The sequence below is a fragment of the Candidatus Polarisedimenticolia bacterium genome, from assembly GCA_036001465.1.
GTDB lineage: Bacteria > Acidobacteriota > Polarisedimenticolia > Gp22-AA2 > Gp22-AA2 > Gp22-AA3.
Map to the genome: position 1 here is coordinate 1 of DASYUH010000064.1, position 12,927 is coordinate 12,927.

Annotated in this window: 13 protein-coding genes; 8 read left to right on the plus strand and 5 right to left on the minus strand. The window is 69.4% G+C overall.

Translation table 11 applies throughout. From position 1 onward, the window contains the following. On the minus strand, positions 1-411 hold a 411-nt coding region (locus VGV60_12810; protein ID HEV8702147.1), incomplete at its 3' end, for a hypothetical protein. 167 nt (positions 412-578) lie between these two features. Here VGV60_12810 and VGV60_12815 point away from each other — a divergent pair. After that, on the plus strand, positions 579-872 hold the full coding sequence (locus tag VGV60_12815; GenBank protein ID HEV8702148.1) for a YciI family protein: 294 nt from the start codon (positions 579-581) through the stop codon (positions 870-872). On the opposite strand, the gene VGV60_12820 is transcribed toward VGV60_12815, so the two are convergent. After that, a complete protein-coding gene (locus VGV60_12820; GenBank protein HEV8702149.1) occupies positions 858-2,177 on the minus strand; it encodes an amino acid permease in 1,320 nt (439 codons plus the stop codon). The two genes, VGV60_12815 and VGV60_12820, sit on opposite strands and share 15 nt — an antisense overlap. Next, entirely contained in the window at positions 2,174-2,542 is a 369-nt protein-coding gene (locus VGV60_12825; protein ID HEV8702150.1) for a TraR/DksA family transcriptional regulator, read from the minus strand. The genes VGV60_12820 and VGV60_12825 overlap by 4 nt, the downstream gene beginning before the upstream one ends. Positions 2,543-2,650: 108 nt before the next feature. Between VGV60_12825 and VGV60_12830 the strand changes: the two genes are divergently transcribed. Further along, positions 2,651-3,520, plus strand: a complete 870-nt coding sequence (locus VGV60_12830; protein HEV8702151.1) for an EamA family transporter — start codon at positions 2,651-2,653, stop codon at positions 3,518-3,520. A gap of 21 nt (positions 3,521-3,541) precedes the next feature. Here VGV60_12830 and VGV60_12835 read toward each other — a convergent pair whose 3' ends face one another. Further along, the gene (locus VGV60_12835) at positions 3,542-5,215 is read right to left on the minus strand and encodes a BamA/TamA family outer membrane protein (protein ID HEV8702152.1); all 1,674 of its coding nucleotides are present in this window, start codon (positions 5,213-5,215) and stop codon (positions 3,542-3,544) included. 173 nt (positions 5,216-5,388) lie between these two features. Between VGV60_12835 and VGV60_12840 the strand changes: the two genes are divergently transcribed. From VGV60_12840 to VGV60_12860, 5 genes are read left to right on the plus strand one after another with little or no spacing between them, the layout of a single operon-like run. Continuing rightward, positions 5,389-5,967, plus strand: coding sequence for an outer membrane beta-barrel protein (locus tag VGV60_12840; protein ID HEV8702153.1), 579 nt, complete (start codon positions 5,389-5,391; stop codon positions 5,965-5,967). Positions 5,968-5,986: 19 nt separating this feature from the next. Beyond that, positions 5,987-6,406, plus strand: a complete 420-nt coding sequence (locus VGV60_12845; GenBank protein HEV8702154.1) for a secondary thiamine-phosphate synthase enzyme YjbQ — start codon at positions 5,987-5,989, stop codon at positions 6,404-6,406. A gap of 30 nt (positions 6,407-6,436) precedes the next feature. Further along, a complete protein-coding gene (locus tag VGV60_12850) occupies positions 6,437-8,539 on the plus strand; it encodes a DUF2298 domain-containing protein (GenBank protein ID HEV8702155.1) in 2,103 nt (700 codons plus the stop codon). A 53-nt stretch (positions 8,540-8,592) separates the two neighbouring features. Then, complete coding sequence (locus tag VGV60_12855; protein ID HEV8702156.1) at positions 8,593-10,029, plus strand: flippase activity-associated protein Agl23; 1,437 nt, start codon at positions 8,593-8,595, stop codon at positions 10,027-10,029. A 24-nt stretch (positions 10,030-10,053) separates the two neighbouring features. Beyond that, positions 10,054-10,497, plus strand: coding sequence for a DUF2203 domain-containing protein (locus tag VGV60_12860; protein HEV8702157.1), 444 nt, complete (start codon positions 10,054-10,056; stop codon positions 10,495-10,497). Position 10,498: 1 nt separating this feature from the next. On the opposite strand, the gene VGV60_12865 is transcribed toward VGV60_12860, so the two are convergent. After that, the gene (locus tag VGV60_12865; GenBank protein ID HEV8702158.1) at positions 10,499-11,248 is read right to left on the minus strand and encodes a TIGR00730 family Rossman fold protein; all 750 of its coding nucleotides are present in this window, start codon (positions 11,246-11,248) and stop codon (positions 10,499-10,501) included. A 77-nt stretch (positions 11,249-11,325) separates the two neighbouring features. Between VGV60_12865 and rlmD the strand changes: the two genes are divergently transcribed. Then, on the plus strand, positions 11,326-12,711 hold the full coding sequence (rlmD, locus tag VGV60_12870) for a 23S rRNA (uracil(1939)-C(5))-methyltransferase RlmD (protein ID HEV8702159.1): 1,386 nt from the start codon (positions 11,326-11,328) through the stop codon (positions 12,709-12,711). Positions 12,712-12,927 lie beyond the last annotated feature (216 nt).

Sequence of the window (12,927 nt, forward strand, 5' to 3'; positions counted from 1 at the left end):
TGGCCCCGGAAGCTCCCCGCGAATGACGTCGTGGGAGACCGCGCAGGTGACATGGTTCCAGTGCATGCGCGGCGGCGTCTCGTTGCTGATCCAGAGCCCCGTGAAGGGAATGGGACACGGGGGCTGCGACACGGTGACCGAGGTTGGCTCGGTCACCAGACACTCGACTCCGACGTTGGGACCGTCCACGACGACGTATTGGCACAGGTACACATCCATGTCGATCGCGCGTTCCTCGATCATGTACTGAGCATTGCCGGTGCAGGGGTTCGTCAGGAAATGCGACTCCTGCATGCAGAAGGTCGGCGTCCAGGGCAGCTCGACGTATCCCCGGACTGCGGCCGCCGACGGGCTTGCAGTCGCGATCAGAACAGCCGGCAGGAGAATGAGGCGGTGGAGGTGTGGAGACATGGGGTCTCTCCTTTCCCATCGAATCCCGCGGGTGCGGCGGCGAGCGGGGAGACCATGGACGAACGCTGTTCCCGATCATATACGACGAGTGCGCGCCGTCGTCAACCCGCCGATAGGAGCCTTGATGTCCTCCCGGCGGGGGTTCGAATTCCATGAGGGAGGGGTTCATGTATGCCATCGCGATCGTCCGTTATCGCAGGTCGATCGAGGAGGTTCTGAAACACCTCGAGGCGCACCGGGCGTACCTCAGGGAGCTGAAGAAGCAGGGCCGGCTTCTGGCCTCGGGGCCCCTCGATCCTCGAAACGGCGGAGCCCTGCTGCTGCGCGTGCCGGACGACGAGGTGGCGAAGCATCTCGACCGCATCCGGGACGAGGATCCCTTCATCCGGGCCGGCGTGGCGCAGTACGAGATCTGGCCCTGGGCCCCCAACATCGGAAAAGAAGAGCTAGATCGGCTGTGAGCGGCGCAGCCGCTTCATGACGGCGTAGATCAGGGCCGGCGCCAGGAGGGCGACGGTCCCCGGTATCCAGTCGCCGTGGGCGGTGGAGAAGAGGACGACGCCCCAGGTCGTCGCCGGCAGGAGGACCACCAGCCAGGCCCCCAGCTTCCCCCCCGGCACCCGGAAGCCTTCCGGCCGCTCGACGCGGCGGGAGCGCAGCCGCACCAGGAGCGCCAGGATCGTCGTGCAATAGGCCCCGGTGACCCACATGTCCACCACCAGCAGCCGCTCGAAGGGAACCCAGACAAGGAGGGAATAGAGCGCGGCGTAGCCGAGGATGGTCGCGTACGGTGTTCCGTAGCGCGGGTGCAGGCGCGTCAGGATACGGGGAAGGGAACCGTCCTCGGCCATCGCCCAGGTCAGGCGCGAGTACCAGACCATGTAGGCCAGAAAGATCACCATGTAGCCGGCGACGCTCCCGAGGAAGGCCCAGGTCCCGAGCGTTTTTCCTCCGAGGAGCTCGCCGATGACCGCGAACTGCCCCGAGTTCCAGCCCTGCCAGTCGCCGATCGACACCAGCCCGGCGATCACGGGGAGCGTGTAGCTCATGATGATGATCGGGACGACGAGCAGGAGCGCCAGGGGGATGGTGCGCGCGGGGCGTTTCACCTCTTCGGCGGCGGTGCTGATCTCGCTCATGCCCGAGTAGAGCCACATGACCAGCGCCATGCCGGATCCGAAGCCTTCGAGACCGTCGATGCCCGGGGCGCGGAACGGCACGAGCGGATTGAAGCGGGCGTTCAGGAAACCGGCCCCCACGATCCAGAAGAGGGGTGCGATCAGGAACAGGGTGAGGAACACGGACGTCGCCCCGACGATCTGGATACCGCGGTAATTCACAAAGGTGAGGAGGAGCACGAACCCGACCGACGCGAGCCCCTGCTGCCAGAACGGCAGGTCCGGGAACCAGTAGAGGAGCGCCTTGCCGAACAGGACGGGGTACAGGGCGTTGTCGAGCAGAGACGCGATGATCGTCCAGCCGCCGACCTGGAAGCCCCAGAACTCCCCGAAGATCTCCCGCACCCAGCGGTAGTACCCGCCTTCGACCGGACGCATCGTGGCCAGCTCCGCGGTCGCCAGGGCCATCGGCACCCCCCAGAGCCAGGGAGTCACGAACAGGAGGAGGATCATGAGGCCCGGACCGGTCTGGGCGATGTAGTCCTCCGTTCCGTACGGGCCGCCGCAGCCCGAGGCGTAGATCAGGGCCATGACCGAAAGGAGCCCGGCCTTGGCCTTGAACTGGTGGCTGGTGACCGGCTCGCTCAACGGGGGACCCGCTCGCGCCGCGTCTGGCAGGGGACGCACAGGGTGGCGAACGGGACGGCGCTCAGGCGCGCCAGGGGAATCGTCCCGGAGCAGGAGGAGCACAGGCCGTACTGGCCGGCATGGAGTCGCGCGAGCGCCGTGTCGATCTGCTTGAGGGTGCGATCGAGGGTCTGCAGGACCTCGAGATCGGCCCCCCCTTCGCGGCTGGCCTTCCAGCCATGCACGCCCTCGCTGTCACCCGCCGCCGATCCGCTGAGCTGCTGCGCCAGGGCCTGTTTGTAGCGGGCCTCGGTCTCCTGCCGTCGCGCGGTCAGGAGTCGCAGCAGCTCGTCGAATCGGCCCGGGGGCTTCTCGTCGTCATCCATCCGCTGCCTCGGCGTGCGATCCGCGACGCGGCCGGTTTGCGGTGCGACGCGACGGTCGTCTAAGATGCCCCTCTTTCCCTGCCGCCGTGCGAGGCAACGGACCGCGTCATGGCCATCTGGCTGGTACCGACACTGGTGAGCCTGTTTCTCTACGGGATCGGCCAGGGTCTGGTCAAGAAATATATCTCAGAAGTGCCGCCCGCCCGCTTCTGTCTTTACTTCGTGGCGGCGCGGGCGGTGCTGAACCTGACCTACTTTTCCCTGTTTCAGAAGACGGCACTGCTCCCGTCCCTGGGCTCGGCCTTCGCCCGCACCTGCGTCCTGTCCTACATCATCGACGGAACGGCCTGGATCCTGTACTTCCTGGCAATCGTGCACGGGCCGATCGCCATCGTCGGCACGCTGAGCGCCGCCTATCCCGCCCTGACGATCCTGTTCGCGCGGTTGTTCCTGAACGAGCAGCTCACCTCCCTGCAGTACGCCGGCCTGACCCTCGTGCTGGGAGGTTGCCTCGGCCTGTCCTACGCTCCGGCGGGCCCGGGGGCGCGGCCCACCAGCCGGCGCTGGATTCCGCTGTCGTTCTTCGCGCTGATCCTGTGGGGATGCGGCGGCACGCTGCTGAAGGCGGCCTACGGTCTGCCGGGAGCCGACGAGGCGAACGCCCTGGTGTTCGCCCTCGCGGGGGGGCTGGCGACGCTCGGCCTGTACGGCCTGGTGCGCGGCAGGCAGGGGGCCGCCGATCCCCGCGAGTGGACGCGATCGGCGCTCCCGATGCTGATGCTGGCCGGGGGGGACGTCGGGTTCATCGTGGCGACGCGTTTCGGTCCGGTCTCCCTGACGACGCCATTGAGCGGTGCCTACCCGGTGGTCACGGTCGTATTCGCGCGGTTCGCGCTCCGGGAGCGCATCGGATTCTGGCAGGGGGTGAGCATCGCCGCCATCCTGGTCGGCATGGTCCTGACTCCCGGGGTCGGGTGAGCGCTGCGTCCCGCTTCCAGGTCAGTACCGATAGCCCAGGGAGACGTACGGAAAGGCGTCTCCGCCGAGCGATCCGAGCCCCCATCCATAGTCGATGCGGATGACCAGGGGATGTCGGGGGACGATGAACCGGATCCCCACGCCGGCGCCGGCGATGGCTTCCTTCGTGCCGGCGGTCGTCCTGGCGATCGTCCCTCCGTCCACGAACAGCGCCCACTTCAGAAGTCGCGCGGCGCGGGGCTCGACGGGAATCCGGGCGAAGTCGGTGTCCGGGTTCTCCCCCCCCGGGCCCGGCGACGCGTCCGACTGCCGGGGCACGAACGGCAGCCAGACCTCCGCCTGCAGCGCGGCAAGGTGGCGGCCGAGAAACGAGTCCTCGCGGAAACCGCGCACCGTGGAGGCGCCGCCGAGGCTCCACAGCTCGAAGGACGGGACATCCCTGTCGATCAGGCCTCCCTTGAGGTGCAGCTCGGCCTCGATGCCCGTGGCGTAGCGGCCGTGCAGCGTGAAGTCCACGCCCGGCCGCACGAAGGTGCGCTCGCCGCCGCCGGCCCGCGCGGCGAAGTCGACGGAGGGATCGAGCCTGGCGGACAGGCTCGGCCGGCGAAAGGTATGCCGCCACTCGTAGGAGGCGCCAATCTGGATGGTATCGGTGTTGCCGTCCCTTTCCCCGGGAGCCGTGTCGCGAAGGGTGATGCGGGCGCGACGGAGGCCGAAGTAGTACCGGAGGCCGTGGGGCGCCCTGAGCCCCAGGGGACGGACGCCGATCGTGGCGGCGAACCCGGTCTGTCGCTCGTCGGTCAGGACGCCGTCGAGCAGCCGGTTGTGCCGGTACTCCGAGAACAGGCTGAGGTCGAGGTCGAAGAGGGTCCGCGGCTCTTCGCGTCGGGACAGGAGCGGGGCGGTGTAGGAGATGGTCCCCCCGGCGGCGGCGTTGTAGGAGGGCGCGATGCTCAGCTGGTCGAGACGGCCGAACAGTTCGTCCTTCTCGTAGAGGAGCCCTAAGGCGCTCTTGGTGCGCGGACCGTACGACCCCGTGCCGCCGAGGTAGTTGGTCTTGCGCCCGGGCCCGGGACCCGCGATCCGGGGCGTCAGGCTCTGGATCAGATACGCGCCCGACGCGTAGGACGAGTCCGCCTTCTGCCCGCCTGGTATGAAGGCGACACCGTATCCCATTCTCTGCAGGGCATCGCTGTCGGCGCGATAGCGCTCGAAATTGTAGAGGTCCCCCGTCCGGGTCTGGAGGAGGCCGCGCAGGACTCCCTTCGGCGCGTCCGCCGGGACGGGATAGAGCCGCCTCTGTTCCTCGACATCGGGGGACGGATGGACGCCGATCGTCTCCAGCTCGGCGGGGTCGAACGTGATGACATCGACCGTGTGGCTGCTCTCGCGCACGCGCAGGCGCGCGCCCCGCTCGCTGCACGAGACCTCGATGCGTGGCACGTAACCGAGGAACCGGTAGCGCTGCTCCAATGCCCGGGCGATGGTCGGCTCATCGCATCCGGAGCGGAGAAGCGGCCGGATCGCGTCCTGGATCTTCCCTTCGGTGAGGACGGGCCGGATGTCGGAAGGCGCCGGCGGGGCCACGATCTCGACCTGGATCTCCGGATCGACGGCCGCCGCGCGCAGAGGGGCGATGAGGACGGCCGGAATGACGAGGGCGCACAGGGTTCCGGCTCCGGGTCCTCGTTGCATGCCGGGTGTGTATCCGCGATGGTCGCGGGTGTCAATACCGCCGCTCCGGCGGGCGCGGATCGGAAGACGCGGGGAACTCCCGCGGGCGCATTTTTCAGTTGATCCGGAAGGCCGGGCAGGACATACTCCTGCGTTCCTGGCGCTCTGGCCGGGAGCCCTTGGAGGATTGCCCCATGCCGCCCGCTCCCCGACGCCGCATCGTCCCGGTGCTTCTGGTCCTGGCCCTCGCGCTGGCGGCGGGCCCGCCCCTCGCGGTCGCCAAGGACACCGACAAGTCCTGGGAATTCGGCCCTTACAGCATGGTCAGTCGCTACAACAACGCGACGAACTTCGACAGTACGTTGGGCTTCGGGGTGCGGGGCGCCTACCATTGGAAGGCGATCCATGAGTTCGAGGTCGATTTCGACACCGCGACCGCCGACCATGCGAAGATTCCCACCATCCAGTTCGACGTCACCAAGTTCGGTGTCGGGTACGTGCGTATCTACCAGCTCAAGGGGCACGAGAAGATGGCGCCATTTGCCATGTTCGGGCTGGGGTTCGTCACGGTGGACGACGGCACCGACAGCGAGAGCTCCACCGTCTACCGGACCGGCGGCGGATTCAAGTACTGGTTCACCCAGCACGTGGGCTTCCGCTTCGACGCCCGCATCTGGCGCTGGCACGGCAACGGCGACGTCGTCGTGCGCGACCCCTTCTACTCGTTCGACGCCGTCCTCGGCATGAGCTTCCTCGTCGGGGGGACGAAGTAGCCGGGCGATCGGGGGCATCATGAAGATTGCGAACGCCTCGATCGCAGTGAAGTCCCCGTCCCGGACCGCGATCGTCAACGTCACCGCCGGAGCCCGCACGGAGCTGGCGCGCGCGGGGCTGAGGCACGGGCTGGCGTTGATCACCGTCCCCCACACCACCTGCGGCCTGTGCGTCAACGAAGACGAGACCGGGCTCAGGGACGACCTGGTGCGGCTGGCCTCCCGCCTGGTCGACCTGGTCCGTCCGGAGGAGGGCTTCCGGCATGACGCGGTGGACGACAACGCCAGGGCGCACCTGTCGGCGGTCCTCTTCGGCCATTCGGTGACCCTTCCGGTCGTCGAGGGGAGCCTGGTGCTCGGCACCTGGCAGAGCCTCTTCCTGATCGAAATCGACGGGCCGCGCACCCGCAGGCTCGACCTGGCCTTCCTGGGGGAGTAGGAGCGGCCCGGCCCGTCGGCGGGGCCCCGCATGTCCGAACTTCTGCGCGCCTACCTGGTCACGACGCTCTGCGGCTGGTCGGTGTTCCCGCTCCTGCGCCTGATCCTCGCCCGGCTCCCGGATCGGGGTTACGCCGTGTCGCGATCCTTCGGCATCGTCGTGTCCGCATGGCTGGCCTGGATGGCGGCCGGCGCCATGGGGCGGCCGCTCACGCGGACCCTGGCGCTCGGCGCGGTCCTGGCTGTGGGCGGAGCCAGCGCGGCGATCGCCGCGTGGTGGCGCTCGTCCGGAGAGGCCTCCGAGGGAGAGACGGCCCAAGGCGGGGCCGGCTCGCGACCGGCGCCCTGGCGTTCCATGTTGTGGGTGGAGGTCCTGTTCGTGTCCGGGCTGGTTCTATTCACCTGGATCGAGGGGCACAACCCCGCCGTCGATCCCGACAGCGAGCGCTTCATGGACTTCGCGATCCTGCGCGCTGACCTGCGCGGCCCCGGACTGCCGCTGACCGATCCCTGGTTCGCCGGGGCCGACCTGTCCTACTACCATTTCGGCTACGCCATGACGGCGTTTCTGGTGCGCTGCGCCGGAGCCGATGCGTCCCGGTTCTTCACCGCGGCCGTCGCCCTGCAGCATGCGCTGCTGTGGATCGCCGCCTTCGGGATCGGCCTCGCCCTGTCCGGCCGCCTCCGCGGGGGCATCGGCGCCGCATTTCTCGTGCTCGGGGCCGGGAATCTCGAGTGGGTGCGGCAGTGGGCGCATCATGGGTTCGGGGCGCGGCTGGACTGGTTCGCCTCGTCGCGGGTGGTCGCCGAGGCGATCAGCGAGTGTCCCTGGTTCAGCCTGCTCTGGGGGGACCTCCACCCCTACGTCATCGCCCTGCCGATGGTCGCCGGCGCGCTGGCCTTTCCCCTGGCGGAGTCCCTGCCGGCTTCCGGCGCGCTCGAACAGGCGCGGGAAGCGCGCCTGCGTCTGGCCCGCGCCGTTTGCTTCGCCTTCCTGTGCGGCGCGCTGCTCGCCACCCATCCGTGGGACCTGCCGATCGTGACGCTCGTGGCGCCGGTCCTGCTGCTCGTCGGGGAAGGCACGCATCGTCTGTCGCGCGCCGCACTGTGGGCCGTCGTCCCGGTCATCTCCTGTCTGCCCTTCCTGCCGTTCCTGCGCGGGCTCGGTGCGCCGCACCGGACCATCGGCCGCGTGCCGCGGGGGAGCGATCCGGGAGAATGGCTGATGGCGTTCGGGCCGTTCGTCCTGCTGGCCGCCCTCGGCGCGATCCGGGTCGTGCCGTTCCGTGGGAGGACGGGACTCCATGGCCGGGAGGACGGGATCCGTACCCGCCTGGCGCTGACCCTCGCCGGCGCCGGTGTGCTCTGCGCGCTGGTCCCGGAGATGGTGTACCTTCGGGACCTGTTTGACGCGACGCCCCTGCGCCGGATGAACACGGTGTTCAAGCTGCATCGCCTCGCATGGCTCCTGATGGGCCTCGCGGCCGCATGGCTGGTGGACCTCCTGTCGCGCGAGACCTCTCGCCGCCGATGGGCGGGATGGACCGGCCTGGGACTGACCCTGGCTGCGGCGCTCGTCTACCCCCTCGAGGGCACCGCCGCCTGGCTGCGGGGACGGTCCTCGGAAATCCGGAGTGTGGATGGCCCCGAGGCGCGGGAGGCGCTCTCTCCGGGGGCCGAGGCGGACGCGCTGTTCCGCGCGCTTCATCCCGGAGACGCGTCGGCCGCGGCGTTCATCGCCCGGACCGCCGCTCCAGGCGAGGCGATCCTGGAGGAGACCGGAGAGCCGTACACGTGGTCCTCCCGCATCGGCACGTTCAGCGGCGTGCCGACGGTTCTGGGATGGGGGAACCATGAGGCGGTGTGGCGTCAGGACTGGGCATCGGTCCTCAGGCGCCGCGAGGACATCGCGTCCATTTATGCAGCTCAGGGCCCGGATGAGGCGTGCCCTCTTCTCGGCTCCTACGGTGCGCGGTTCGTCGTGCTGGGGGAGCGGGAGCGGCAGCGGTACGGCCCCCGTGCCGGACGTTTCGCGGCGGCGGCGCGGCCGGAGTTCGCGGGAGCCGGCACGGAGGTCTACGATGTCCGGGCGATCTGCGGGCCCCTGCCGCCGGACGGCGCGGCCCCCCCGTGAACGGGTCTGCGTCCAGGGCGCCGCGCCGCATCGCGGAGGTGTGGGAGGGGGCCGTGCCCTGGATCCCCGTGCTCCTGGCCGGGGCGTTGCGGTTTCTGCGGCTCGGCCTGCGACCGCTGCACCATGACGAAGGGTCGAATGTCATCTTCCTCCTGCGTCTCCTGCGCGAGGGGACCTACGACTACGATCCGTCGAATTATCACGGTCCGCTTCTCTATCTCCTGTCCGGGGTGCCGCTGTTCCTGTTCGGCGTCACGACCGAGATGCTCCGGGCGGTCCCGGCGCTCCTCGGCACCCTCATGGCGGCGCTTCCCTGGTGCCTGCGCCGGGAGATCGGAGAATCGGGGGCGGTCGCGGCGGGCGTCCTTCTGGCGACGTCGCCGTCTCTGGTCTGGTACTCCCGCGACAATATCCACGAGATCTACCTCGTCTTCCTGACCCTGCTCCTGGTCGTCGGCCTGGTCCGCGGTCTGGCGCCGGGGCGGGACGCCTGGCTCATGGTGGCCGGTGCCGCCCTGGGCGGGATGCTGGCCACCAAGGAGACCGCCGGCCTGAGCGTGTGCGCGCTTCTCGTCGGTGTCGTCGCCTCGCGCGGCGGGGGCCTGCCGGCCCCGCGCCGGTCCGTGCTCGTCGCCGCCGCGCTGGTCGCGGCGCTCGTGGCCATCGCCCTGTATACCGATTTCTTCGTCGATCCGGGCGGCCTGCGGCGCCCGTTCGAGGCTCTGACGATCTGGGGCGGCAGGGGCTTCAGCGGCGACGGCCATCGAAAGCCCTGGTGGTACTTCCTCGGAATCCTCGCGCGGGAAGAGCCGGCGATCCTGGTCGCGGCGTTCACCGGAACGGTCGTGGCGCTGCGGCGCCGCGACCGGTTCGCCCGGCTTCTGGCCGCCTGGGGCACCACGATCCTGGTCGTCTATTCGGCCATTCCCTACAAGACTCCGTGGCTGGTGCTGAATATCGTCCTTCCTCTGGCCCTCCTGGGCGGGGGGGTCTTCGGATCGATGGCAGGGCGGGAGCCCGCGGGCGGTCTCGCGGCGGGCGGCGTTCCTCGGCGCCTGGCGGCCGTGCTGGCGCTGGTCGCCGCCGCGGCCTTTTCGGCCCGTCGCGCCGTCGATCTCGCCTTCGTGCGCTACGACGACGATCGGGCCAGCCCCCTGATCTATGTCCAGACCCGGCGCTCGGCCCTGCAGCTCGTCGACCGCATCGAGGAGGAGGCCAGGCGGCACCCGCTTGGAAAGGCCATCCCCATCCAGATCCTCTCGCCGGACTATCTGCCGCTCAACTGGTACCTGCGTGATTTCACGGACGTCGGGTATTACGGGTCGGTGGTCGAGGATCCCGGCGGCCCGGTCGTGATCGCCCGCTCCGACTCGGCCGATCGAGTGGCGGCGATGCTGGGCGCGGGGTATTCCCGCGAGACCTATGCGCTCCGGCCGGGCGTGGACCTCTGCCTCTTCCTGGCGCTTGTGCCCGAGCCGCCGCCCGACTAGAATTCGGCCCGGAGGCACAGCGCGATGAGTCCCGATCAGACGTACAGCAGGTTCTTCACCCTCGACGAGGCCAATGCCCTGATCCCGAGATTGAGACCGAAGGTGGAGGAGCTCCTCGCCACCTTCAAGGAGATCCGCTCCGAGATCGAGACGGCGGCCAGCCAGGCCGGGCTGCCGCCGGACAGCCCGGATCTCGCGAAGCACCTCGAGTCGCGCGCCATCGCGCCCGGTCTGTTCAACAGGGTGAAGGGGCTGATCGGGGAGCTGCAGGACCAGGGATGCCTGGTCAACGGGCCCGAGGTGGGGCTCGTCGACTTCCCCTGCGTCTACAACAACGAGATCGTTTTTCTATGCTGGAAGTACGGCGAGGCGAGGGTCGGCTACTGGCACCGGATTCCGGACGGGTTCGCCGGGCGGCGCCCGCTGCTGGACGTGTCCGGCCCCGAGGAGGAGACGCGGGTCCATTGATTCAGCGCGGGGCGTCCTCGCCGTTTCCCTGAACGCGCCGGCGCCATCCTTCACGCACCAGGCGGCACACCTCCTGGGCGTCGTCCGTCACGGTGAACAGGCGCTGGTCGTCCCGGCTGATCATCCCGCCGCCCAGCATCTCGCGCCGCATCCATCTCACGAGACCCTCCCAGAAATCGCGCCCGATCATGATCACCGGGAAGTTGTCGACCTTGTGGGTCTGGACGAGGGTCAACGCTTCGAACGCCTCGTCGAGGGTCCCGTATCCGCCGGGAAAGACGACGTAGGCGCAGGCGTACTTGATGAACATGACCTTGCGCGCGAAGAAGTAGTTGAAATTCACCAGGGTGTCGATATGACGGTTCGGCCTGTGCTCGAACGGCAGACGGATGTTGAGCCCGATCGATCGGCCGCCTCCGCGGCGGGCGCCGAGGTTCGCCGCCTCCATGATCCCGGGGCCGCCGCCGGTGATGATCGAGAACCCCTCGCGCGCCAGGGCCTGGGATACCTGCACCGCCTTGCGGTAATAACGCGAGTTCTTGCGGACGCGGGAGCCGCCGAAGATCGAGACCGCAGGCTCGACGGGGCGGAGCGTCTCGAACCCCTCGACGAACTCCCCCATGATCTTGAACAGGGTCCAGGTGTCTTTCGGCGCCACGTCGCGCATGGAACGCACGCGCGGTCCCTCGTCGTGACGATCGACGGCGTCGTCCTCTGCGGAGGCATGCGGGACCTTCGAATGGCGGCTCACGGAGTCCTCATCAAGGCGCCGGATGAATATAGGTCAGTCTCCGGGGAGCGACAACCGGCCGGAAGGTTGCACCGAACATGAGCCTGCGCGAAGGGGCCCCGCGCAGGGGCGAGGAGGTGACCGTCGACATCGTCGACCTGGCCTTCGGCGGACGCGGCGTCGGCCGCGTGGCGGGGTTCGTGGTGTTCGTCGAGGGGGCCCTGCCAGGGGAATCGGTGCGGGCGCGCGTCCTGCGCGTCAAGGCCGGCTACGCCGAGGCGGTCGCCGGGCGGGTGCTGTCCCGATCGCCCGAACGGATCGACCCGCCCTGCCGGCACTACGGCACGTGCGGCGGCTGCGACCTCCAGCATCTGGCTCCTGCGGCTCAGGCGGAGGCCAAGGGCCTCCAGGTGAGGGCGATGCTCACCCGCATCGCGGGACTGGCCGATCCGCCCGTGGAGCCGGCGGTCGTGGCCGGGACGCCGACCGCGTACAGGTTCAGGATGGACTTCGATTGGGGAACGGGATCGGACGGGCGCCCGATCCTCGGACTGCACGGCGCCGGCCGTCCGGAGGAGATCGTGCCGATCGAGCGCTGCCTCCTGATGCCCGATCTGGCGAACGCGATCCGGGGATTCGCCGCCGAGCGGACCCGGCGCCTGGGGCTCGCCGCGTGGGACCGCAAGCGGCGCAGAGGGCTCCTGCGGCGGCTCGGACTCCAGATGGCCCAGGGCACGGGGGAGGTCCTGGTCACGCTCGAGTCGGGACGCGGAGATCCCCCGGCGCTCGCCGAGCTGGCGCGCGATCTCGTGCGCGCCTTCCCGCGCGTCGTCGGAGTGGTCCGACGCGAATTCGACCGTCTCGATCGGCTGGTGGGGGAGTCCATCCTTTTCGGCAGGGATCACCTGTTCGAGGAGGTGGAGGGGGATCGCTTGAAGGTGCCCGCCGGCTCGTTCTTTCAGCCGAACGCGCCGGGTGCCGCCCGGTTGCGCCAGGTGGTGCTCGCGGCGCTCGATGCGGGGGCCCACGAGTCGATCCTCGAGCTCCATTGCGGGGTCGGTTTCTTTTCCCTGCCGGTGGCGCGCCGGGCGAGGCAGGTCACGGGTCTCGACGTGTCGCGGGAGGCGGTGGCTGCGGCGCGTGACAATGCGGCCCGGGCCGGGCTGGCGAACACGCGCTTCCTGTGCAGGGACGTGGAGGAGTCGCTCCCCGAGCTCCTGCGGGAGACCGGCCCCGACGCCCTGCTGCTCGACCCGCCGCGCACCGGGTTGCCGCGGACCGCAACGCAGGCCATCGCGACCGCAGCGGTCGCGCGGGTGGTCTATGTGTCCTGCGACCCGGCGACCCTGGCGCGGGATATCAGGCTGCTGGGGGAGAAGGGAGGGTTGCGACTGCGGTCGGTGACGCCTCTCGACCTGTTCCCGCAGACCCACCACCTGGAATGCGTGGCGCGGCTCGAGCGCATGGTGGTGCGGAGCTTGTAGATCTTCACGTGGGATGCGGAGCGGACGATCGAAGCGTCCGAGCCCCTATGCGGGGAGGGGTGGCGACGTCCGCGGCGGGCTTGAGGTGTCAGTTGGCGTGGATGAGTCGGTGACGGGTGTTGGAGGGGAGCACGGGGGTGAGCCAGTCTCGTCGGTAGAGGTCGCGCCATGCCCTGGGGAGGGTCTCCCGGGCCGGGAACAGGCGCCGGGCCAGGG